Here is a 20797-nt window from a genome sequence, read left to right as displayed (position 1 = left end):
GGCCAGTCAAGCCGATATGGCCAGTCCGCCCGCGGCGGCGGCGAGGCCGAGGGTGAGGCTGGCGGCGGCGTAGGCGATGGCCCGGGTGCGGGCTAGGGATGTCAGCTCTACTGCGAGAGTCGAGAGCGTGGTCAGCGAACCCAGGCCCCCGACGCCCACTGCGGTCAACACCGGGTTGTCAGCCCCGACCAATAGCCCCAGAGCGAAGCTGCCGAGCACATTCACTCCCAGGGTGCCCCATGGCCAGGCTGGTGTGTTGAAGCGCTGTGCGGTGGCGGCTCGAAGCAGGGTTCCGGCCACAGCCAACACTACGAAGCCGAGGGCGGTCACTGGGCTTCCTTCAACTGAACTGTCCTCAGGGTAGCCCCGACAACAGCCAGTGCCACCCCGCCCAATACGGACACCGCCAGATAACCGGCGGCATATCCCCAGCTGCCGTCACGGGCCATCTCCGCTACATCCACGGTCAGGGCTGAGAAGGTGGTCAGGCTGCCGCAGAAGCCGGTCCCCAGTCCGAGGGTCATCGGAAGCTGGGCCCGGGCCGACCAGGCGGCCGCGGCCAGGTAGCCGAGCACAAGACAGCCGGACAGGTTTATGGCCAGCACTCCCCAGGGCCAGACGTCGGTGGCGGGCAGGGCCTCGACCAGCCCCCAGCGCGCCCCCGCTCCAGCCAGCCCGCCTATCCCGACAGCCCGTGCGGCTTTCGGTGTCAACGACAAGCTATGGGCTCACGCTTTCGGGCACCGGGTCTTCAGCGCGGCGCCCAGACCGCAATCGCACCCACAGCACCAGCGCCACCAGCAGCGCAGCCAGTACCTCCCAGAGCACCGGCCAGCGAGCGGGATCGGCGAACCAGTTGCCCATCCGCTCGGGGATATCAGCAATGGTTCGCAGAATCGGCAGCACTAGGAGATCGCCCTGATATTGGAATGCTTCCGACATCACGTAGCCCACCGCCACGATGGCGGAAGCGACAAATAGTTGGGGTTGGGGGATGCGGCGGCGGAACGACCACAGCAGCACGGCCAGCACCATAAAAGCGGCGGCCAGGCCGAACCGGTTGCCGCCCACGTCGATGATCCAGTTCTCCAGTCGGACCGACACCCGGTTGGAGGCCTCCACGAACGGGTTGTTGGCGTCGAAGTCGTCGCGCAGAAGGACTTGGACTTCCCACCAGCCGTAGAAGCCCAGCACCACACCGGCCACCACCAAGAAACCACCGGAGATCTTGTTTATGTGAGGCAGCAAGCGCCGCATGTGGGCGGTGACCCCTGATCGTCCCATGGCTACCGCCAGGGTCAAGAAGGTGATGACCAACCCCATGCCCAGGGCGTAGGCCAAGAACCGCAGAGTTCCCTCCCACACGCCGTCGGTGCTGAACGATCCGCTGACGCTGCCGAAGAACACCGGGCTGGCGCATCCCAGCGACACCACCGCATACGACACCCCGAACAAGAACATGGAGATCAGCCCTTGGCTGTCGCCGCCCTTGGACAGCCGGGGTACAGAGATCTTGGGCTCGAAGCCGGCCAGCATGGCGATGCCCAGTACCACCATGAGCCCGCTGATCACCAGGGTGATCCACGGGCCTCGATCGGCAATTGTGGATGTGGAGATGAGCGACGAGGTGAGGGCACCGATGATGCCGAAGAAGGCCACGAATCCGGCGGTAAGGGTGAGCCCGACCAGCAATCCACGAAGCACGTTTCGCCCGGTGTCGGTCGACTGGTCTTGGCCGCCGATGCCCAGGAAGTAGGCCAGGTAGGCCGGTAGCATGGCGAACCCGCAGGGGTTGACGGCGGCGACCAGACCAGCTCCGAATGGAACCGCCAGATCGAGGTCGAACACAACCCCAGCCTATTGAGGAATTGCTCGAAAGAGGGTGCCAAAGAGTCTGGGCGGCGGGTCCTGTCGCTCTACGGGGTGAGATGTGTGTTCAGTTGCTCGGTGATCTGGTCGAAGGTCAGGCCGCCGGTGTGCTGGTAGACGATTTCGCCGTCGGTGGTGATGAACAGGGTGGTGGGCATGCCCAGAATTTCGTAGGCGTTGCCAATGGCGGAGTTTGGGTCTATTCCGGTGGCGTAGGTCACCCCGGTGTCGGTCACGATCTCTCGGGCCCGGGTGGGGGTGTCGTTGACCGCCAAGCCGACAAAGGCGATGTCGGGGCGCTGTTGGTGGACAGACTCCAGCGCCGGCATCTCCGTTATGCACGGCGTACACCATGAGGCGAAGAAGTTGAGCACCACCGGACGGTCGAGGAAGTCGCCCACTGTAGTTGTGCCGCCATCCAGCATCTCGAACTCGATGTCGGTGGCTTGGACGTCGTCGCCGGCTCCCGATCCACAGGAGCCGGCGACGACGGCGATCAGCGCCGAGGCGACGATCAGCGCGGCCGTGGCCAGCGGGCGGCACCGCCCGGTCATTAGGCCAATCCGGCTATTGGCCGAATCAGCCATCAAACCGGGGTCCGGCCATCAGGCCGAGCGGAGCCGCTCACGCAGGTGTACGGGCACCGGTACCTGGACGAATTCGTCCTCGGGACGAGGAACCTTGGCCGGACGACCCCGACGACGCTTGCTGGTCAGCACCTTGCCATTGCGGAACAACTGGCCACCCCACACTCCCCACGGCTCGCGGCGAGCGATGGCGCCCTCTAGGCACTCGGCCATTACCGGGCACTCGGCGCAGATGGCCTTGGCCCGGGAGATGTTCTGGAGTTCGTCGGAGAAGAAGATCTCCCCAAGCGAGGCGTCGATGGTGCGGCACGCGGCCTCCAAGCGCCACGGTGCGTTTTCAAAGAGCAGGGCCTCCATTGTTCTCTCCTTTCGGGGGTCTTCGGTTAGGTGCTTCCTGATGGTTGGTTGAGTGGTGGTTACAAACTGAAAAGGCCGCCGGATTTTTCCGGCGGCCTCGGCAGATATTTGATCCTTGTAGGTGCTCTACGTGGACCCTCCCCGAGGCCTTCCGGTGGCGGTCTTGTGACCAAACACGCATGGTGTCGGCCAATAGCCCTGGTTAATCCGGGCAGTTTCGGCCATCGCTACGCGCGCGGCACGGCCTTGATGGCCGAATGCGAGATAGCTCTGGGCGAACATGACCACTACTCAACAGTGTATTGAGTGCGATGTCAATTTATTTCCCGATCATTTTGGGGCGGACCGCTAGAGCCCGGGCTTGATCTCGAATGTCACCAGGCCATCGGAAGTGACGTCTTGGTGGGCTTCGCCGATCACCTTGAGGTGTACAAGGTGGGCGAAGGTCTCACTGGCGGCCATGTCGCCCCAGGCCCGCTCGCTGAACAGCACCCGCATGAATTCCTCCACGGTGGCGCAGCCCAGCTTGGGGCTGGCGTGGCGCAACACGTTCAGCCTCTCGTGATGGTGATCGCAGATGTCGTCGGCTCGGGCTCCGATGTCCGAAAACGGGTGTCCGTGAGCAGGCAGGGCCATAGTGGCGCCCTCCAAAGTCTTCATGCGCTCCAGCGAGTCGAAGAACTCGGCCAGCGAATCGTCGGTGTCGCTACGGCCGGCGATGTGGGGGGTGATGGTGGGCAGCACGTGGTCACCAGAGAACACCGCGCCGTACTCGAGGTCGTACAGGCATAGGTGGTCGCCGGTGTGGCCGGGAGTGTGGAGCGCCACCCAGTCCCGTCGGGCGAAACGGACGACCTGGCTATCCACCACCTTCACCGTCGGCTTGGGAGTCTGGAACCAGCGGGCGTGGAAGTTGTCCCTGGCCCGGAACCGCTGGATGTACTCCCGGCTGGGGGGAGTACGCTCGGTTCCCCACGGGGTGCGAGCGCGAAAGCTCTTCTCGATCCGCTCCAACACCTCCTCTTCGGAGGCGTTGGCTTCGGCGTCGTGGTCTTCCCTCGCCTCGTTGCGCTCAAAAAGCGGGCGGAAGCTTTCGTGGGTCAAGATGTCGGCGCCGGCCTCTTCTCGCAGCCGTTCGGCGCCGCCGAAGTGGTCGTGGTGGGAGTGGGTGATGATGGCGGTGTGGACATCGCCCACCTTGTAGCCAGCCCGGTCGAGCCGGTCGACCAGGGCGTTCCAGGAATCGGGGCCGGGAAGGCCGGGGTCGACCACCGCGACCCCTCGCTCGTCTTCCATCACGTAGCAGTTCACGTGGCCCAGCCCGGGCAGGTTCACTGGCAACATGGTGCGAAGCACTCCGGGGACCACCTCGGTTATCTCGGTGGTGGCCTCTTCTTGCTCCTGCTTGCGGGGCCGCTCGGTCATTAGTCCGCCCCTGGAGGGAGGGAAAAAAACGTGTCCCGGTAGTGGCGCAGCTCGTTGAGGCTCTCGCGGATGTCGTCGAGGGCCCGATGGCCTTTGGCCTTCTGAGGCGCTTTGCGAAATGCCGGGGGATTCCATCGGCGAGCCAGTTCCTTGATGGTGGAGACGTCGATGGAGCGGTAGTGCAAGTAGTTCTCCACCTCGGGGAGCTGGGCGGCCAGGAACCGGCGGTCTACCCCGATGGAGTTGCCGCACAGCGGCACGCTGCGGGGCTTGTCGATGTGGGTCTTGAGAAACTCCAGAGTCATCTGGCCCGCGGCCTCCAGGCTCAGGGTGGATGCCTTGATCTCCTCCAGTAGCCCGCTCTTGGTGTGCATTTCCACCACCACCGGTTGCATGGAGGCCATCGCCTCCGGTGGTGCCGAAACCACCAGGTCAGGCCCCTCGGCAATCAGCTCCAAGTTGTCGTCGGTGATGAGAGTGGCGATTTCCACGATCACGTCAGTGGCCGGGTCTAACCCCGTCATCTCCAAGTCCATCCACGCCAGCATGCTGGTTTGACCCTAGAGCCTTGCATGGACCGAACCAGCACCGGCGGGTAATCGACACGGATCAGGAGAAGTATCCGCTCAGGACAGGTATTGTCACCGCCGTGTTGGAGATCCCCATCGTTCGCAGCCGTCCTGACCTGCCATTTCCCCGCTACGCCACGGAGGGCGACGCCGGGGCCGACCTGGTAGCCAGCGAAGACGTTGAGCTGGCCCCGGGAGGTGGCCGGGGCCTTGTGCCCACCGGTACGTTCATTGCCATCCCCGAGGGGTATGCCGGGTTTGTGCAGCCCCGCAGCGGCCTGGCCCTGCGCCACGGCGTCACCTGTTTGAACACTCCGGGCCTGATCGACTCCGGCTACCGGGGTGAGCTGAAGGTGCTCCTGGTGAACACCGACCCCGCCGAGCCATTTCTGGTCCGCCGGGGCGATCGGATCGCCCAACTCGTGTTGCAAAGGGTGGAGCAGGCCGACTTCGTGGAAGTGGAGGAACTGCCCCCTTCGTCACGGGGATCAGGAGGATTTGGCTCTACCGGCGCCTAGCCCAAACCCTTGGCTGACTTTTGGAGCCATAGGCGGTGCTCGTCGGGGTCGAGCTTCCACGAGTCCACCAGCTGCCCCGCGGACGACTCGAAGCGGTCGATCCGGCTGTGGGGGATGGGTTTGCATCCCCGGTTGTCCAACTGGGCCTCAATGGTGACGATCCCCGCCTTGCTCTGATAGTCGAACGAGATTGAGTTGTCGGGCTGCTCAGGATCAAGTAATAGCAGCACCGCCTCCTTGATGGCCTGGCTCAGTTCGGCGACTTCCTCGGAGGGGAAACCCTGGTGGGTGGCGGCGTGGATAGCGGCGATCTCTGCCATGCGACCGTACCGCTTGAGCGCAGGCACCTTGACTCTCACGTCGCCGACCACGGTTCTCAGCCTTCCATGACCGCCGGTTCCATATGTTGAGGGTACCAACAAGAGCAACAGAACATTGAAAATGGAGTGCAACCGATATTCTTTCTCGATGCTTCGAGTCGGCTTGATCGGTTGTGGGGCCATCGGTTCAGTGGTGGCCCGCGAGCTGTCACAGGGTGCCGTCAAGGGGGCAGAGCTGACCGCGGTATTCGATCTCGTGGTCGACCACCCGCTGAAGGTGGAGGATCGGGACTCGCTGCTATCCCGATCTGATGTGGTGGTGGAGGCGGCTGGCCATGGGGCGCTTTACGAGCACGGGGTGGCGGTGCGGGAATCAGGCATCAACTTGCTGGTGGTGAGCATTGGGGCTCTGGCCGACGAAGACTTAGAGGCTCGGCTGCGACAGGCCGAAGGCGGGCGCCTCTTTCTGTGCACTGGGGCCATCGGCGGGTTCGACATCCTTCGGGCGGCCATGCTGTTCGGGCCGCTGGAGGAGGTGGCCATTGCCAGCACCAAGCCTGCCGCGGCACTGAGCCGCCCGTGGATGGAGCAAGCGGTGCAGGGGGCTCTGGCCGAGGGGACTGAGCCGGTGACAGTGTTCGACGGTCCGGCCCGACAGGCCTGTGCCCTCTTCCCGGAGTCGGCCAACGTGACCGCCACCTTGTCGCTGGCCACGGTGGGGTTCGATCGGGTGCGGGTGCAGATGGTGGGCGACCCGGAGGCTACCCGGGTGCGCCATGTGGTGACCGCCTCAGGGGTTGCCGGCAACTACGAGCTGTCGTTTGAGAATGCCGCCTCCCCTGACAACCCCCGCACCAGCGCGGTCACCGCCTATTCGGTGCTCCGAGCCCTCGGTGACATCGGCCAACCCCCAGTTTCTTTCCTTTAGGCCAGAAACCCTTGATGGATTTGGTGCCTGTATGTAGCTTGACGCTGAAGGAGCCGCCTGTCTGACTATGGACAAGCGGGGGACAGGGGGAAGTCATGGTCGAGTTGCCAGACCAGTTTATTTTCAACACGTTTGCCTTCCTGATCTGGGGTGCATTGGTGATGTGGATGTGCGCCGGCTTCACGATGTTGGAGTCCGGGGCGGTCCGCACCAAGAACGCCTCCATGATCTGCCTCAAGAACATCGGCATCTACTCCATCGCTGGTCTGGCCTATTTCATCATCGGCTACAACATCATGTACATCGATGTCGGTGACCTGATTGGCTCCTTCGAGTTCCTCTACGGGCCGTCGGGGGCCGAGAAAGCCCTGCTTGATGGAGACATGAGCGCGGTCGGAGACGTGGTGGACAATGGATACGCGGTCATGTCCGACTGGTTCTTCCAGATGGTCTTCGTGGCCACCGCCGCATCCATTGTGTCGGGGGCCATCGCCGAGCGGATCAAGCTCTGGGCGTTCTTCGCCTTCACCATCATCTTGACCGCATTCATCTACCCCATCGTGGGTTCTTGGACCTGGGGTGGCGGTTGGCTGGCCCAAGAGGGCTTCCAGGACTTCGCCGGCTCCACCATCGTCCACGGCACCGGGGGCTGGGCGGCGTTGGCCGGAGTGCTGGTGGTGGGCCCTCGTTTGGGCAAGTTCAAGAAGGACGGCAGCGTGAGGCCGACCCCGCCCTCCAACGTGTTGGTGGTGACGTTGGGCGTATTCATCTTGTGGCTCGGCTGGTTCGGATTCAACGGAGGATCCCAGCTCGCGCTGGGTACCCCGACTGATGCGGTGGCGATGACCATTGTGCTGGTCAACACCAATCTGGCCGCCGCGGCTGGCGTGCTGGCCGCCTTGGCCGTTTCCCGTTCCATTCTGGGAAGGATCGACCTATTCGCCGGTCTGAACGGCGCAATCGCCGGACTGGTAGCCATCACTGCTGGTCCCACCATGGTGGACCACTGGTGGGCGATGGTCATTGGTGCCATTGGCGGTCTGCTCTGCACGCTGGGCATCAAGGTGCTGGAGATGGTCAAGATCGACGATGTGGTCGGCGCCATTCCTGCCCACCTCATCGCCGGCATTTGGGGCACTCTGGCCGTGACCATTGCCGCAGGGGGCCGATTCCACATTCAACTGCTGGGCATCGTCTCCATCGGGGCCTTCGTTTTCATCGTGTCGCTGCTGGTGTGGAAGGCGCTGGACCTGTTGATGGGTCTGCGGGTTTCGGCCGAAGTCGAGCGCATGGGCCAAGACGTCGGCGAACTCGGACTCGAGGCGTACCCCGAGTTTGTGTTGATGCCCGAGCCGAACGACTTGGACTAAGGGTCCGAACTCCAACACCCCACTAGGTGCAGGGTTCCCCGGGGGCGACTGCGGGAAGTCGTCCGGACCTCATCGAGGTAACCGACGTACCGTCGGTCTCCCAGATCACCCGGTAGTCGACGTCGGCCTCGTCAACCGGGACGTACTGGATGGAGTTGCCGCTGCCGTCGGCATAGGGAGACACCACCAGTCGCTCACCGAACAGCTCATGAAGTTGGGCTTCGGTGCTGCCCACGCTGGCCCCCGAGCGGGTGGTGATGCTCGGGTTGGTGATGTCGATCCGTTCGATGCTGCTGTTGTAAATCGTGAGCACCACACCCGATGGCCCGCCGGCTGGGGCCAGCAGATAGCACCGGGGGGTGCCTTCTCCGGGGCCGCCGGTCCACAGGGTGGTGACCGCGTCGCCTGCCTCATCCGGGGTCATGCCGAAGTAGACCGAGCCGAGTCCCACGGTGCTGAGCTTGTCGTCGCTGTTGAAGGCCGGATCGTCGAAGTTTTCCGGCTCAGGCCGTTCCACGGGCTCGGAAGTCAGCACGGGCACCGGTGTGGACTCCTCGACCGGGGCGGGTGTTGGCTCAACCTCTGGCGCCGGATCGGGCTCCTCTTCGACAGGCTCCTCTTCGACGGGCTCCTCGATGGGCGCCGGTGTGGAGACGGGCGCCGGCTCTTCGGCAGCTGGTTCCGGCGTGGCCTCGTCGGCGGACTCGTCGTCGTTCCCGCAGGCCGCGAAGAGCAGAGCCAAGATGGCGATCAATGCTATAGAGCGTCGCATGGCCCTCAGCGTAGTAGGAAGATCGGTTCGAGTCTTGTAGGCCGCCTGGGACTCGAACCCAGCACCTTGAGATTAAAAGTCTCCTGCTCTACCTGATGAGCTAGCGGCCCGCCGTCACTGTATCGCCCAGACCCTTTGGTGTGGTCGGTAATATGCCCCACGGTGGAAGCCTGGGAAGCCCTGCTGGGCGACGTGGAGAGCGAGTTGATCGACGTGGAGGCCGTGCTGGCCGAACTCGAAAACCTCGACGCACTGCGCCTTCGGATCCAGGCCGCCGAGGCCGACGGCAGCATCGGCCAGCGCCCCGTGCTCCAGCGCTGTGCCGAGCTGTTTCAGAGCACTGCCGGCTAGAGCAGATCAGCAGGGGGTAGCTGAATGTCCACCTTGTCGAGAGGATGGACTCTCTCCCCAGCCTCCATCTGGCCATTGGCTACCGTCACCCAGCGGCCGCTCATGTTGGTAACCCGCTCGGGCGGGCAGCCCAGATGGTCTTCTAGCGAGTAGATCACCCCTCCGTGGGTGACCACCACCGCAGTCCGGCCGCCAACCAAATCAGCCAATCGTTTGAGGCCTGCCAATACCCGGTCGAGCAGGGCGTCATCTTGTTCCCAGCCGGGCGGGCGTCGGCCATTTTCCAGGAATCCAGGGAACTGCTTTTCGATCTGTTCCCGAGTCAGCCCTGAGAACTCCCTCACGTCCCGCTCGATCAGCTCGGGCATCGGGATCGGCGGGTCGCAGTCCATGATCTCGGCGATGATCTCTGCGCTGACTCGGGATCGTTGCAAGGTGGAGGCGGCCACTACGTCGACCGGGTCGATCCGGGCCGCAGCCGCGGCCGCCTGCTGGCGACCGAGCTCCGACAGCGGGGGATCAGCCTGGCCCTGCCAACGCCGCAACGCGTTCCACTCCGACTGCCCATGTCGGATCAGCAGTAGACTAGCCACGGCTTTCACGGTAATTGCTGCACCTTTGCGGACTGCGGCAGTGGCGGAGGATTCCCGTAGAATTCTGTCCATGGCCACGTTGCGTCTGTTCGCGCACGTCAGGGAGGCGGCTGGCACCGGAAGAGATGAAGTGCCCGGCGCCACCGTCGAACAGGTTCTGGCTGCCGCGGCCGATCGCTACGGGGCGGCGTTTGCCGAGCAACTTCAGATATGCCGGGTGTGGCTGAACGGCGAGCCCGTCACCGGGGCTGAACCAGTGGCCGACGGCGACGAGGTAGCTGTGCTGCCTCCTGTCTCCGGGGGATAGCCTTTTTTGGCCATGTCCTGTTATTGGTTGCCGACCCATCACGCCGTGATCCAGAGCGTGAGGCCATGACCCAGAACGTGGCCGTGCTGTCCCTGCATACGTCGCCACTGACCCAGCCGGGAGTGGGCGACAGCGGGGGCATGAACGTCTATGTGAGGGAGATGGCCGCGGCGCTGGCCCACGCGGGCAGCGAGTGTCGAGTGTATGTGCGCCGGGCCCAGGACGGCCTGCCCGATGAAGTGCCCATCGAACCCGGCGTGACCGTGGTCCACGTCGATGCCGGTCCCGTCGGTTTGGGCAAAGACAATCTCTTCGAAGTGGTGGACGAGTTCGCCGAAGGCGTGTTGGCTGACTTCCAACGGAACGGCCAGCCCGATGTGATCCACGCCAACTATTGGCTGTCGGGTGTTGCGGGTCACCGGGTCAAACATGCGGTGGGCGTGCCGTTGGCAGTGACCTTTCACACGCTGGCCCGGGTAAAGGCAGCCACCGGCGACCCCGAGCCGGAGCAGCGGGCCCTGGCCGAGTCCGAGGTGATCGGCTGCGCCGATGTGGTCATCGCCTCCTGTGAACCGGAGGCTCAACAACTTCAGAGCTTCTACGGTGCACCGTCTGAGCGGATAGAGCTGGCTCCGCCGGGGGTCGAGCACGCGCTGTTTTCTCCCGGCGACCGAGAAGGGGCTCGGGCTGCTCTTGGCCTTGGTCCCGGGCCGATTCTGCTGTTTGTGGGCCGGATCCAGCCGCTCAAGCGACCCTTGGTGGCGGTGGAGACGTTGGCCCTTCTGGAGCGCAAAGACGCTCGCCTGATGGTGGTAGGCGGCCCCAGCGGCACCGAGGGCGAGGTTGAATACCGGCGCCTGCAAGACCGCATTCAGTCACTGGGATTGGCCGATCGGGTAGCGCTCATTCCACCCCGCCCCCACCACTGGCTGTCGACGTACTACCGGGCGGCCGACGTCGTGCTGGTTCCCAGCCGCAGTGAGTCGTTTGGGTTGGTAGCCCTCGAAGCCGCCGCCAGCGGAACCCCGGTGGTGGCCGCCCCAGTGGGTGGCCTGCGCTCGGTGGTGGATCACGGCCGCACCGGATTCCTGGTGGACGATCCCACCCCAGAGGCGTTCGCCGCCCAGGTAGCCGCGCTGATCAACAAGCCGCTGCTGGCCGCCGAAATGGCCATGAATGCTGCCGAAAGGGCTCGGTTGTTCTCCTGGACTGCCATGGCCAAATCCCTTCAAGCCACCTATCGCCGGGCTCAGTCCCGAGTGCCTGTCGATTGCACCTGATCGATTACCCATGATTCTGGGGGCCGAAGAGTTAGCCGCTTTGGAATCAGACATAGATGCGTGGCTGGAGGATCAGCTTCACACCAACCCGACAGTGCTGACCGTGGACCGAGGGGAGCCCGGCCAGCGCCGCTGGTACGTGCGGATGGTGGGGGAGGAGAAGACGGTCTCCACCGTTTGGTTCACTCTCGGCCAACGCCAATTGCACTGCGAATGCCATTTCATGCCCGCACCCGAGGAGAACGAGGCCCGGCTGTACGAGTACCTGTTGCGGCGCAACCGAGAGCTGAACGGGCTGCGCTTTGCCATTGGGGTGGAGGACGCAGTGTTCTTGGTTGCCGAAATGTCGGCCCACACGGTTACCGAAGCGGAGATCGACCGGCTCTTGGGCTCGTTCTACGCCTACTCGGAGCGGTGGTTTCGCCCTTGCATGCGAATCGGCTATGCCACTCGATTCAACAATTAGCCATTGTCAGTAATTATCAATTGATTTCAATATAGTTAGGATGTAAGTTCCTCGCGCAATGCTCCTGGCCGGTGGGGGTGATCGGGGAAGTCCTCCCGCCGGCCAGAGCATTTTTGTCCGATGAGACCGCCTCAGGCCTGCTATAGCAGAGAGGTGGCAATTCGACTGCAACTCATCGGCGGGGGTCGCATGGGTGAAGCCTTGCTCGGCGGCCTTCTGGCCGGCGGGTGGGCTCAGCCTGGCGACCTGGCTGTCGTGGAAATGATCGCTGATCGGCGAGCAGAGTTATCCGATCGCTTCAGCGGGGTGACGGTGACCGACCACCCTGTCGAGCGGGCTGATGCGGTACTGGCGGTCAAGCCCGACGACGCCGCCTCCGCAGGGGACAGTCTTAGAGAGGCCGGGGTTACCAGGGTTCTCAGCATTGCTGCCGGGGTCACCACCGCGTCCTTGGAGTCCGTTCTGGGTGAAGAGACCCGAGTGGTTCGAGCCATGCCTAACACTCCTGCACTGGTAGGGGCCGGTGCGGCGGCTATCGCCCCGGGCCGTCATGCCGCTGAGGAAGATCTCATTTGGGCTACAGGAATCCTCGAAGCGGTTGGCACGGTGGTGGTGTGCGAAGAGCGAATGCTTGACGCGGTCACCGGGCTATCCGGCTCCGGGCCTGCCTATGTGTTCTGGCTGGCGGAGATATTGACGGCCGCGGGCGTAGAGGTTGGTCTTTCCCCCGACATGGCTGATGCGCTCACCCGACAGACTCTTCTCGGGGCGGCCCGGCTGCTGACCGAGTCGGGGGAGCCGCCCGCCGATCTGCGGGCCGCGGTTACGTCACCGGGGGGCACCACTGCCCGGGGGATCGCCGAACTGGAAGCCCGCAGTGCGGCCGCCGCGTTCATCGCCGCAGTTGCTGCCGCCACAGAGCGCAGCCGCGAACTGGGTGCCTCCTGAGCACGCGAGAAGCACACCCGAGGCCGGTTACAACAAGGTAAGTCCACGTTTTCCTTGTTCTTTCGGAAGCGGGGTGGCACTCGACGGGCAGTGCCGCGTAAGGTGAGCGGCGCACAGCGGAGTGAGGGGTGTGTTGGCATGGCAAAGCCAGAAGGGCGGGACAAACTCATGACCGTGGCAGAGGTTGCTGCCCTCATGAGAGTCTCAACGATGACGGTGTATCGGCTGATCAAGGCCCGAGACCTTCCTGCTGTGAGGATCGGCAAGTCGTACCGATTGCGCGAGGGAGACGTCGACAGCTACTTGGCCAGTCGCTACACCCAGGCAGGCTGACGCTGCCGCTCCCCCCTGGACACACCACTAGGTGGTGGCCAAGCAATGACAATGCGATACGACACCATCTCGTTTCTTTCGGACTACGGATTAGGCGATGAATTCGTCGGCGTGGTGAAGTCGGTGATTCGCTCGGTCGCTCCGGAAGTTGTGGTGGTAGACATCACCCACGACATCGCTCCCCACGATGTGCGAGCGGGGGGCCTGGCTCTGGCCCGCAGCGCCCAATATCTGGTGCCCGGCGTCGTGCTGGCCGTAGTCGACCCCGGAGTGGGCGGTACTCGCCGAGCGGTGGCAGTGGAGGTGGGCGAGGGAACCTCGGTGCTGGTCGGCCCCGACAACGGACTGCTGGCCCCGGCCGTGGCCATGGTGGGAGGAGCTTCTCGTGCGGTTGAGCTGACCGCCGAGGGTTACCACCTTGCTTCTCCCGGACCTACTTTTGCCGGGCGCGATGTGTTCGCCCCCACCGCCGCCCACCTTTGTCTGGGTGCCGATATCGAAGAGGTGGGAACTCCGATCCCGGTGCATTCTCTGGTGCCTGGGGTGGTGCCGGTTAGCCGGACCGAAGGAGACCAGATCCACGCCGAGGTGCTGTGGATAGACCGGTTCGGCAACTTGCAGCTCAATCTGGATCCCACCGATCTGGAGCCACTGGGAGCCGCCCTCCGGCTCACCGCCGGCGATATCGGCCGCAACGCGATTCGAGCCAACACCTACAGCGACCTGGAGAGTGGGGAATTGGGGGTGCTGGTAGACTCGTATGGCTTGGTGGCCATCGCCGTCAACCGAGGATCAGCGGCAATGGAGTTGAGCTGCGTAGAGGGAGACTCCATCACCGTCGAGTCCGGTGGGGCTGCTCCGGCCACCCCGGTCCAACTGCAACCCAAACGATCGGACGAACTGGCATGAGACCCGGAACAACCATCGCCATCGCCATCTTGTTGTTGGCCATTCTCATCGCTGCGGTCATTCAGCTTTTCGTGCTGGCTCGTTAGCGGAGCCCGGCCATGCCCATCGATGAGGTCCTTTATCCGGTGAATCTGCGGATTCGCGGCCACCGCTGTCTAGTGGTGGGCGGAGGACAGGTAGCGCTGGCCAAGACCGACGGATTGCTGGAAGCGGGGGCAGTGGTGGATGTGATTGCCCCTGAAGTGGTTTCCGAACTGGAGGCCCGTTCCGGCGTGACCATTCATCACCGGAACTACCGGTCTGGCGACGTGGTGGGCTACCGGCTCGTGGTGGCGGCCACGGGCCGAGCCGAGGTGGATGGCGAGGTCTACCGCGACGGCGAGGCCGCTGGGGTGTGGGTGAACAGTGCCGACGACCCCGATCACTGCTCCTTCACCCTGCCCAGCAGACTGCGTCAGGGACCGCTGTTAGTGACTTGCTCTACGGGAGGGCACAGTCCGGCCCTGTCACGCTGGCTCCGCCAACGATTGGAACAAGAGATTGGCCCTGAATACCAAACCCTGTTGTGCCTGCTCAGCGAGGCGCGAGAACGCATTCAGAAAGCGGGGATGCACACCGAGGGCCTGGCTTGGCAAGATGTATTGGATTCGGGGATGCTGGAGTTGATCCGCTCCGGCGAAACCGGACAAGCGCAAGCAAAGATCGACCAATTGGTCGACAACACCTTGATGTAGGCGAAAGTCTGGCAAAACGTGTCCGTACTGGCGATAGGCATCAACCACCGATCAGCACCGCTCGGCCTATTGGAGCGGATGACCATCGATGAGTCCGCCCTGCCCAAGGCACTGGCCGATCTGATCGGTCGAGAGCACGTTTCCGAGGCGGTGGTGCTGTCCACTTGCAACCGCATCGAGGTCTACGTGTTTGCCGAGACCTTCCACGGAGCTTTCCAGAATGTGCGGGACTTCCTTGCCGAGACCGCCCATGTGGCACCTGAGCAGTTCAGCGATGCCCTCTACGCCCATTACGAGGCCGATGCGGTGTCGCACCTGTTCTCGGTGGCCTGCGGCTTGGACTCAGCCGTGCTCGGCGAGAACGAGATCCAAGGTCAGGTGAAGAGCGCATGGGAGACGGCCCGGTTGGAGGGCACCTGCGGCTCGTCGCTCAACAATCTCTTCCGCCACGCCACGGAGGTGGGCAAGCGGGCCCGTACCGAGACTGGCATTTCCCGCCACATCACCTCGGTATCCCAGGCGGCGGTGGCCCTGGCCACCGAGCGGCTGGACGGTTTGGCCGGCCGCCGGCTCATGGTGCTGGGGGCCGGAGACATGGGCGAGGGCATGGCGGCCAGCCTGGCCAAGAGCGAGGCCGCAGAGGTGGTGGTGGCCAATCGCACCACCGGCCGGGCCGAGGAATTGGCCCAGCGGATCGGAGGCCGTGCGGTAGGCCTCCACGAGATGTCCGTCGAGTTGGCGGTGGTGGACGTGCTGCTCACCTCTACCGGTGCGTCGTCGATGATTCTGGAGCATTGCGACGTGGCCGAGATCATGGCTGAGCGGGCCAATCGCCCGCTATTGATCGTGGACGTTGCGGTGCCCCGCGATGTGGATCCCGCGGCGGGCGATCTGGACGGGGTGACCCTGCTGGACATGGACGATCTGCGGGCGTTCGCCGATCGGGGACTGCGAGAGCGCCGCGCCGAGTTGGATCGGGTGCGGGGCATCATCGATGACGAACTGAACCGGTACCTGGACCACAGCTCGGCCCGTGAGGCGGCTCCCTTGATTGCCGCATTCCGGACTCGGGCGGAGATTCTGCGCAAGGAGGAGCTGGACCGCCATGCGGGTGGTCTGTCCCCGGCCGAGCGGGAGGCAGTGGAAGCGGCCACCCGGGGCTTGGTGGGCAAGCTTCTGCACGAACCCACCGTCAGGCTGAAAGACGCGGCCGGATCACCGCGGGGCGATCGCTTGGCCGAAGCGCTCCGGGACCTGTTCGATCTCTAGGGACCACCCCATGCTGCGGGCCGCCACCCGGGGCAGCGCCTTGGCCCGCTGGCAGACCACCCACATCGCTGAACTGCTGGGAAGTACCGCCGACGTCGAGCCGGTTCTGGTCACCACCGCCGGCGACCGATTGGCCGACGAGCCCATCTCGGCCATCGGTGGCAAGGGAGTATTCGTCAAAGAAGTGCAGTCCGCGGTGCTCTTTGGGAGGGCCGACATCGCCGTGCACTCGGCCAAGGACCTGCCTGCGGCCACCCCCGACGGTCTCGTGATAGCTGCGGTGTCCCGCCGAGCCGATCCTCGAGATGCGTTGGTTGGCTGTCGCTTGTCCAATCTTCCCCAAGGCGCCCTGGTGGCCACTGGCTCAGCGCGCCGCCGGGTGCAGCTTCGAGAGCTTCGCCCCGATCTGCGGTTCGCCGAACTGCGGGGCAACATCGGCACCCGGCTGGAAAAAGCCTCCGACTACGACGCGGTGGTAATGGCCAAGGCCGCTTTGGACCGCCTGGGTGAGCACCCGTCGGTGGTCGACGTGTTGGGCTGTGAGGTCATGGTTCCTCAGGTTGGCCAGGGCGCCCTGGCGGTGGAGTGCCGTGCCGATGACCACAGGGTCCTCGCCCTGCTGGCTGCCATTCAAGACCCGGTTGCCCGCCGAGAGGTAGATGCCGAGCGGGCTTTTCTGACCACCCTGGGCGGCGATTGCACCTTGCCCGCAGGGGCTCACGCCCACGTTCGGGGTCACACGTTGGCCATGCGGGCGGTATTGGCCGACAGCATCGACGGCCGCTGCCACACCGTGGTGGGCGAAGGCGATGACGGAGAGGCTTTGGGACAGGAGTTGGCCCGCCAGCTTCTCGACTTGGTGGCCCAATGACCGTGTATCTCAAGCTGGCTTGGACAGTTCAATGACCGTGTATCTGGTGGGCGCGGGGCCAGGCGATCCCGATCTGTTGACCCTGAGAGGGGCCGAGGTGCTGGCCAGTGCCGATGTGGTGGTGTACGACCGGCTGTCGGTGGCCTCGCTCCTCGACTTGGCTCCGCCCGATGCCGAGCGCATCTCGGTGGGCAAACAGCCTGGAGGGCCCCGCACCTCCCAAGACGACATCAACGCTTTGCTGGTGGCCCGAGGACGGACCGGTCAACAGGTGGTACGCCTCAAAGGCGGCGACCCCTTTGTGTTCGCCCGGGGTGGTGAGGAGGCGGCCGCGCTGGCTGCCGCTGGCGTGGCCTTTGAGGTCGTCCCCGGCATCACCTCCGCAGTGGCGGTTCCCGCCTACGCCGGAATCCCCGTGACCATGCGGTATTCCTCCACTTCGTTCACCGTGGTCACCGGCCACGAGGACCCGGCCAAGGGCGAGGAGTCAGTCAACTGGGAGGCCGTTGCCGCCCTGGGGGGCACGCTGGTGGTGCTCATGGGTGCGGCCCGGTGCCGTCCCATCTGCGAGCGCTTGATCGTCGCCGGCATGGCCCCCGACACCCCGGCGGCCGCAGTGCAATGGGGCACCCGGCCCAACCAGCGCACACTGCGGGCCACCCTGGCCACTCTGGCCGACCTGGACCCCCAGCCGCCCGCCACCATTGTCATAGGCGAGGTGGCGGCTGCTGATCTGGCTTGGTTTGAGAACCGGCCCCTGTTCGGCCGCCGCATTGTGGTGACCCGGGCTCGGCCTCAAGCCGCCGCGCTGGCCACTGAACTTCGCCGTCGAGGGGCGGAGGCTGTTGAATTGCCCACCATCGCCTTTGAGGCCCCGAAAGACCTCGACCGCTTGGTGCAGGCTGCTGCCGAGGTTGGCCGCTACGACTGGGTGGTGTTCACTTCGCCCACCGGGGTCAACCGATTCTTCGAGCACCTGCGGGATGCCCGCAGCCTCGGGGAAGCGCGGGTAGCCGCCATCGGACCAGGAACTGCCGCCGCGCTGGCCGACCGCAACGTGGCCGCCGACCTGGTGCCCGAGCAGTACGTGGCCGAAGCCCTGCTGGAAGCTCTGGCCGATGAGGTTGGCTCCGACTGGCCCGGACGGGTGCTCATTCCCCGGGCCGAGACCGCCCGCGATGTGCTGCCCGAGGGTCTCGTCGCTGCGGGCTGGGACGTGGACGTTGTTCCCGCCTATCGAACCGTGTCCCCTGCCCCCGACCCCGCCGCGGCGGCCGTGCTGGCTGACGCTGAGGTCATCACCTTCACGTCGTCGTCCACCGTGACCAACTTCGTGGACACCTACGGTGTCGACGCGGTGCCCAAGGTGGTGGCTACCATCGGCCCCGTCACCTCCGCTACTGCCCGTGACCGGGACCTGGAAGTGGCCATCGAAGCCACCGACTACACCGTCGATGGCCTTGTCGCCGCCCTGGAGACCTTCTTCACCCGCTGAGCTTCTCGCTGCCGAATTGGAAGAACCCAAAAACTACGATCCCAGGCATGGTCACCAACCGGGAGTTGTTTGAGCGGGCGCGGCGGGTGATTCCTGGGGGGGTCAACTCGCCGGTGCGATCGTTCCGGTCGGTGGGGGGCACGCCGTACTTTGTGGCTCGGGCCGAGGGTCCCTACGTGTGGGACGTAGAGGGGCGCCGCTACATCGACTACGTGCAGAGCTACGGCCCCGGCATTCTGGGCCATGCCCATCCTGCGGTCACTGAGGCAGTGGTCAAGGCCGCCGCCGACGGCACCAGCTACGGAGCACCCACCGAGCGCGAGGTCCTGCTGGCCGAGACGCTGTGCGACCGGGTGCCTGGCATGGACTGGACCCGGCTCACCTCTAGCGGCACCGAGGCTGCCATGGCCGCCATACGCCTGGCCCGGGGGGCCACCGGCCGTACCAAAATCATCAAGTTCGCCGGCTGTTACCACGGACATAGCGACGGGCTGCTGGCCGCGGGGGGCAGCGGGGTGGCCAATCAGGGGCTGGCCGATTCGGCCGGGGTCACCCCCGGAGCAGTAGCCGACACCGTGGTGGCCCCCTACAACCAGATCCCTACCGTGGACGACGACGTGGCCGCAGTGGTGGTTGAGCCGGTGGCGGCCAACATGGGGGTGGTCGCCCCGATTTCCGGTTTCCTGGAGGGGCTGCGAGCCGCCTGCGACGAAGCCGGTGCCCTGCTGGTGTTCGACGAGGTCATCACCGGCTTCCGCCTGGCTCCCGGCGGGGCCACCGAGTGGTTCGGGGTGGCCCCCGACCTGTGGTGCTTCGGCAAAGTGGTGGGTGGAGGCTTGCCCATCGGCGTTTTCGGAGGCCGGGACAACCTGATGGAGCATCTGGCTCCTCTGGGCGGCGTGTACCAGGCCGGCACCCTGTCGGGGAACCCGCTAGCCACCGCGGCCGGCTTGGCCACCCTGGAACAGCTCACCCCCGACACATACCGCAGTCTGGCCGACACAGCGGCCCGTTTGGCCGACGGCATGACCGCGGCCGCCTCGGGCGTCGGAGTGGCCTGCATCGTGCCCCGGGTGGGATCGCTGCTGGGCGTGTTCTTCTGCTCTGACATACCCACCGACTTCGACCAAGCCAAAGTCGCCGCGGAGAACGGGGTCTATCCCCGGGTATTCCACGCCCTACTCGAGGCAGGTGTGGCCTTCGCCCCTGGACCCTATGAGGCTCTGTTCCCCAGCCTGGCCCACACCGACGATCACATCGACACCACAGTGGAAGCCTTCGCCGCGGCTCTCGAGAACTAGGGCGACGCGGCCATGGTGGCCCGGGCGGCCGCCTTGTAGATGTACTCAGCCGGCCCAGGGTCGTCAGGGTCCATGAGGTTGGCCATGATCCGTAGGGCCCATTCCATGGCTGGGCGAGACTGCATGCCAATCCGGGTGAGCTCCCGCAATAGAGCAGGCTTGCCGATCAGCCGGGCGAATATCCGAGCCACCCGGAAATAAGTCCCGTAGTTCTCCTCCAGCAGGGCCGGGTACTGCCAGATAACCCCTCCGTCGCCGGTGGCGATAGCTTCGGCCACCAGATCGGCGGCCATCTTTCCGGTCTCGTAGGCGTAGTCGATGCCTTCGCCGTTGAATGGGTTCACCGACCCGGCCGCGTCGCCCACCACCAGGTAGTTGGGCCCCACCTTTGGGTTCACCGACCCGGCCATGGGCAGGCGTCCACCCACCGGCTCCATCAGCGGGCGATCGGGATCGATTTCCCAGTAGGCGGGCAGCGTGGCTGCAAACTCCCGCATCAGATGCGAAGTGTTCACCGAGGTGTAGTCGCGGAATGTGGACAACAGCCCGACGCCCACGTTCACGCAGCCGTCGCCCAGCGGGAAGATCCAGCCGTAGCCGGGCAAGGAGTTGCCGTTGCGGTCCCGCATGTCCAGTGCGCTCTCGATCCACGGGGTGTCGTGCAGCGGACTCTCGAAATAGGTGCGGATGGCCATGCCCTGGGGATAGGCCCGGTCTCGGGCTGTTCCCAGGGCTCGGCCGAACCGGGAGTTGGCCCCGTCAGCCACCGCCACATAGCGGGCCTGGATCTGACAGGTCCGCCCGTTGGTCTTGTTCACCACCTCGGCCCCGTCGAGCAATCCGTTGACCAGCATCGGCTGGGTGGCCTCGGTGGCCAGCAGAAACTCGGCGCCGGCGGCCACGGCATGGTCGGCCACCATCTGGTCGAGCTCCCGTCGCCGCACCACATAGCCGTAGTCGGGAAACACCGGGTGTTGGGGCCAGTCCATCTCCATCGTGCGCTTGTGGGCTACCGCCCGCAGGCCCCGATAGCGGTGGTAGCGGGTGAGCTCGTCGCCCAAGCCCATGTCGCACAGCGACTTGACCGCCCGGGGGGTCAGCCCATCGCCGCAGGTCTTGTCTCGGGGGAACTCTTTGCGCTCAACCACCACCACGTCGAGGCCGTGGCGGGCAGCCCAATAGGCGGTGGCTGCTCCCGCCGGACCGCCGCCGACTACCAGCAGGT

General features: G+C 64.9%; 26 protein-coding genes and 1 tRNA gene. 15 read left to right on the top strand and 12 right to left on the bottom strand.

All coding sequences use genetic code 11. The annotated features are described in order from the left end of the window. Nucleotides 1-6 precede the first annotated feature (6 nt). From ACOGXH_RS14550 to orn, 7 genes are all read right to left on the bottom strand, one after another. Nucleotides 7-330, bottom strand: a complete 324-nt coding sequence (locus tag ACOGXH_RS14550) for a fluoride efflux transporter FluC (RefSeq protein ID WP_419929809.1) — start codon at nt 328-330, stop codon at nt 7-9. Then, nucleotides 327-713 (bottom strand): FluC/FEX family fluoride channel, encoded by a 387-nt coding sequence (locus tag ACOGXH_RS14545; protein ID WP_419929808.1) that lies wholly within the window; start codon nt 711-713, stop codon nt 327-329. Before ACOGXH_RS14545 ends, ACOGXH_RS14550 begins: the two co-directional genes overlap by 4 nt. Nucleotides 714-720: 7 nt before the next feature. Continuing rightward, on the bottom strand, nt 721-1848 hold the full coding sequence (locus ACOGXH_RS14540; protein WP_419929807.1) for a cytochrome c biogenesis CcdA family protein: 1128 nt from the start codon (nt 1846-1848) through the stop codon (nt 721-723). A gap of 68 nt (nt 1849-1916) precedes the next feature. Continuing rightward, entirely contained in the window at nt 1917-2456 is a 540-nt protein-coding gene (locus ACOGXH_RS14535) for a TlpA family protein disulfide reductase (RefSeq protein ID WP_419929806.1), read from the bottom strand. A gap of 18 nt (nt 2457-2474) precedes the next feature. Further along, on the bottom strand, nt 2475-2813 hold the full coding sequence (locus ACOGXH_RS14530) for a WhiB family transcriptional regulator (RefSeq protein ID WP_419849009.1): 339 nt from the start codon (nt 2811-2813) through the stop codon (nt 2475-2477). A 348-nt stretch (nt 2814-3161) separates the two neighbouring features. Continuing rightward, entirely contained in the window at nt 3162-4238 is a 1077-nt protein-coding gene (locus ACOGXH_RS14525; RefSeq protein ID WP_419929805.1) for an MBL fold metallo-hydrolase, read from the bottom strand. Beyond that, complete coding sequence (gene orn / locus ACOGXH_RS14520) at nt 4238-4786, bottom strand: oligoribonuclease (protein WP_419929804.1); 549 nt, start codon at nt 4784-4786, stop codon at nt 4238-4240. The genes ACOGXH_RS14525 and orn overlap by 1 nt, the downstream gene beginning before the upstream one ends. A gap of 101 nt (nt 4787-4887) precedes the next feature. Here orn and dut point away from each other — a divergent pair, with 101 nt between their 5' ends. Further along, complete coding sequence (gene dut / locus ACOGXH_RS14515; protein ID WP_419929803.1) at nt 4888-5325, top strand: dUTP diphosphatase; 438 nt, start codon at nt 4888-4890, stop codon at nt 5323-5325. Here dut and ACOGXH_RS14510 read toward each other — a convergent pair. Further along, nucleotides 5322-5696, bottom strand: coding sequence for a hypothetical protein (locus tag ACOGXH_RS14510; RefSeq protein ID WP_419929802.1), 375 nt, complete (start codon nt 5694-5696; stop codon nt 5322-5324). The two genes, dut and ACOGXH_RS14510, sit on opposite strands and share 4 nt — an antisense overlap. 97 nt (nt 5697-5793) lie before the next feature. Here ACOGXH_RS14510 and ACOGXH_RS14505 point away from each other — a divergent pair, with 97 nt between their 5' ends. Together ACOGXH_RS14505 and ACOGXH_RS14500 are read left to right on the top strand one after the other, a co-directional pair. Next, a complete protein-coding gene (locus ACOGXH_RS14505; RefSeq protein WP_419929801.1) occupies nt 5794-6573 on the top strand; it encodes an aspartate dehydrogenase in 780 nt (259 codons plus the stop codon). 95 nt (nt 6574-6668) lie between these two features. Beyond that, nucleotides 6669-7943, top strand: a complete 1275-nt coding sequence (locus ACOGXH_RS14500; protein ID WP_419929800.1) for an ammonium transporter — start codon at nt 6669-6671, stop codon at nt 7941-7943. A gap of 22 nt (nt 7944-7965) precedes the next feature. Here the strand turns inward: ACOGXH_RS14500 and ACOGXH_RS14495 are convergent, their stop codons facing one another. Next, entirely contained in the window at nt 7966-8715 is a 750-nt protein-coding gene (locus tag ACOGXH_RS14495) for a hypothetical protein (RefSeq protein WP_419929799.1), read from the bottom strand. Between the two features lie 37 nt (nt 8716-8752). Continuing rightward, nucleotides 8753-8825: transfer RNA gene (locus tag ACOGXH_RS14490), tRNA-Lys, on the bottom strand. Between the two features lie 52 nt (nt 8826-8877). Between ACOGXH_RS14490 and ACOGXH_RS14485 the strand changes: the two genes are divergently transcribed. After that, the gene (locus ACOGXH_RS14485) at nt 8878-9066 is read left to right on the top strand and encodes a hypothetical protein (RefSeq protein WP_419929798.1); all 189 of its coding nucleotides are present in this window, start codon (nt 8878-8880) and stop codon (nt 9064-9066) included. Here the strand turns inward: ACOGXH_RS14485 and ACOGXH_RS14480 are convergent. Further along, nucleotides 9063-9659: a histidine phosphatase family protein gene (locus ACOGXH_RS14480; RefSeq protein ID WP_419929797.1), complete on the bottom strand. Its 597-nt coding sequence runs from the start codon at nt 9657-9659 to the stop codon at nt 9063-9065. The genes ACOGXH_RS14485 and ACOGXH_RS14480 overlap by 4 nt on opposite strands. Before the next feature lie 70 nt (nt 9660-9729). Between ACOGXH_RS14480 and ACOGXH_RS14475 the strand changes: the two genes are divergently transcribed. The 11 genes from ACOGXH_RS14475 (at nt 9730) to hemL (ending at nt 19572) form a co-directional block, all read left to right on the top strand. Beyond that, entirely contained in the window at nt 9730-9966 is a 237-nt protein-coding gene (locus ACOGXH_RS14475) for a MoaD/ThiS family protein (RefSeq protein ID WP_419929796.1), read from the top strand. 65 nt (nt 9967-10031) lie between these two features. Next, nucleotides 10032-11246: a glycosyltransferase gene (locus tag ACOGXH_RS14470; RefSeq protein ID WP_419929795.1), complete on the top strand. Its 1215-nt coding sequence runs from the start codon at nt 10032-10034 to the stop codon at nt 11244-11246. Nucleotides 11247-11256: 10 nt separating this feature from the next. Further along, nucleotides 11257-11712, top strand: coding sequence for a YbjN domain-containing protein (locus ACOGXH_RS14465; RefSeq protein ID WP_419929794.1), 456 nt, complete (start codon nt 11257-11259; stop codon nt 11710-11712). 153 nt (nt 11713-11865) lie between these two features. Beyond that, nucleotides 11866-12660: a pyrroline-5-carboxylate reductase gene (gene proC / locus ACOGXH_RS14460; RefSeq protein WP_419929793.1), complete on the top strand. Its 795-nt coding sequence runs from the start codon at nt 11866-11868 to the stop codon at nt 12658-12660. Between the two features lie 138 nt (nt 12661-12798). Continuing rightward, a complete protein-coding gene (locus ACOGXH_RS14455; protein WP_419929792.1) occupies nt 12799-12993 on the top strand; it encodes a helix-turn-helix domain-containing protein in 195 nt (64 codons plus the stop codon). Between the two features lie 45 nt (nt 12994-13038). Further along, entirely contained in the window at nt 13039-13902 is an 864-nt protein-coding gene (locus tag ACOGXH_RS14450) for an SAM hydrolase/SAM-dependent halogenase family protein (protein WP_419929791.1), read from the top strand. A gap of 98 nt (nt 13903-14000) precedes the next feature. After that, nucleotides 14001-14636 carry a precorrin-2 dehydrogenase/sirohydrochlorin ferrochelatase family protein gene (locus ACOGXH_RS14445; protein WP_419929790.1) on the top strand — a complete coding sequence of 212 codons (636 nt, stop codon included), beginning with the start codon at nt 14001-14003 and terminating at the stop codon, nt 14634-14636. A gap of 18 nt (nt 14637-14654) precedes the next feature. Next, nucleotides 14655-15905 (top strand): glutamyl-tRNA reductase, encoded by a 1251-nt coding sequence (locus tag ACOGXH_RS14440; RefSeq protein ID WP_419929789.1) that lies wholly within the window; start codon nt 14655-14657, stop codon nt 15903-15905. Nucleotides 15906-15915: 10 nt separating this feature from the next. Next, nucleotides 15916-16776, top strand: coding sequence for a hydroxymethylbilane synthase (hemC, locus tag ACOGXH_RS14435; protein ID WP_419929788.1), 861 nt, complete (start codon nt 15916-15918; stop codon nt 16774-16776). A gap of 31 nt (nt 16777-16807) precedes the next feature. Continuing rightward, nucleotides 16808-18271, top strand: coding sequence for a uroporphyrinogen-III C-methyltransferase (gene cobA, locus ACOGXH_RS14430; RefSeq protein ID WP_419929787.1), 1464 nt, complete (start codon nt 16808-16810; stop codon nt 18269-18271). 47 nt (nt 18272-18318) lie between these two features. Next, nucleotides 18319-19572 carry a glutamate-1-semialdehyde 2,1-aminomutase gene (gene hemL / locus ACOGXH_RS14425; RefSeq protein ID WP_419929786.1) on the top strand — a complete coding sequence of 418 codons (1254 nt, stop codon included), beginning with the start codon at nt 18319-18321 and terminating at the stop codon, nt 19570-19572. Here hemL and ACOGXH_RS14420 read toward each other — a convergent pair. Continuing rightward, on the bottom strand, nt 19569-20792 hold the full coding sequence (locus ACOGXH_RS14420; RefSeq protein WP_419930383.1) for a geranylgeranyl reductase family protein: 1224 nt from the start codon (nt 20790-20792) through the stop codon (nt 19569-19571). The genes hemL and ACOGXH_RS14420 overlap by 4 nt on opposite strands. Nucleotides 20793-20797 lie beyond the last annotated feature (5 nt).

Origin of the sequence: Candidatus Poriferisocius sp. (assembly GCF_965208355.1) — a bacterium.
Classification (GTDB): domain Bacteria; phylum Actinomycetota; class Acidimicrobiia; order Acidimicrobiales; family Bin134; genus Poriferisocius.
Note: the sequence above shows the minus strand (reverse complement) of the source record. Positions and strands in the feature narration are given on the sequence as shown.

What these genes read in the sequence shown, in the direction of transcription:
- ACOGXH_RS14535 (WP_419929806.1), bottom strand. Translation starts at nt 2,456, where the DNA reads ATGGCTGATTCGGCCAATAGCCGGATTGGCCTAATGACCGGGCGGTGC.
- ACOGXH_RS14530 (WP_419849009.1), bottom strand. Translation starts at nt 2,813, where the DNA reads ATGGAGGCCCTGCTCTTTGAAAACGCACCGTGGCGCTTGGAGGCCGCG.
- ACOGXH_RS14525 (WP_419929805.1), bottom strand. Translation starts at nt 4,238, where the DNA reads ATGACCGAGCGGCCCCGCAAGCAGGAGCAAGAAGAGGCCACCACCGAG.
- orn (WP_419929804.1), bottom strand. Translation starts at nt 4,786, where the DNA reads ATGCTGGCGTGGATGGACTTGGAGATGACGGGGTTAGACCCGGCCACT.
- ACOGXH_RS14505 (WP_419929801.1), top strand. Translation starts at nt 5,794, where the DNA reads ATGCTTCGAGTCGGCTTGATCGGTTGTGGGGCCATCGGTTCAGTGGTG.
- ACOGXH_RS14500 (WP_419929800.1), top strand. Translation starts at nt 6,669, where the DNA reads ATGGTCGAGTTGCCAGACCAGTTTATTTTCAACACGTTTGCCTTCCTG.
- ACOGXH_RS14495 (WP_419929799.1), bottom strand. Translation starts at nt 8,715, where the DNA reads ATGCGACGCTCTATAGCATTGATCGCCATCTTGGCTCTGCTCTTCGCG.
- ACOGXH_RS14475 (WP_419929796.1), top strand. Translation starts at nt 9,730, where the DNA reads ATGGCCACGTTGCGTCTGTTCGCGCACGTCAGGGAGGCGGCTGGCACC.
- ACOGXH_RS14470 (WP_419929795.1), top strand. Translation starts at nt 10,032, where the DNA reads ATGACCCAGAACGTGGCCGTGCTGTCCCTGCATACGTCGCCACTGACC.
- ACOGXH_RS14465 (WP_419929794.1), top strand. Translation starts at nt 11,257, where the DNA reads ATGATTCTGGGGGCCGAAGAGTTAGCCGCTTTGGAATCAGACATAGAT.
- ACOGXH_RS14455 (WP_419929792.1), top strand. Translation starts at nt 12,799, where the DNA reads ATGGCAAAGCCAGAAGGGCGGGACAAACTCATGACCGTGGCAGAGGTT.
- ACOGXH_RS14450 (WP_419929791.1), top strand. Translation starts at nt 13,039, where the DNA reads ATGACAATGCGATACGACACCATCTCGTTTCTTTCGGACTACGGATTA.
- ACOGXH_RS14445 (WP_419929790.1), top strand. Translation starts at nt 14,001, where the DNA reads ATGCCCATCGATGAGGTCCTTTATCCGGTGAATCTGCGGATTCGCGGC.
- hemC (WP_419929788.1), top strand. Translation starts at nt 15,916, where the DNA reads ATGCTGCGGGCCGCCACCCGGGGCAGCGCCTTGGCCCGCTGGCAGACC.
- cobA (WP_419929787.1), top strand. Translation starts at nt 16,808, where the DNA reads ATGACCGTGTATCTGGTGGGCGCGGGGCCAGGCGATCCCGATCTGTTG.
- hemL (WP_419929786.1), top strand. Translation starts at nt 18,319, where the DNA reads ATGGTCACCAACCGGGAGTTGTTTGAGCGGGCGCGGCGGGTGATTCCT.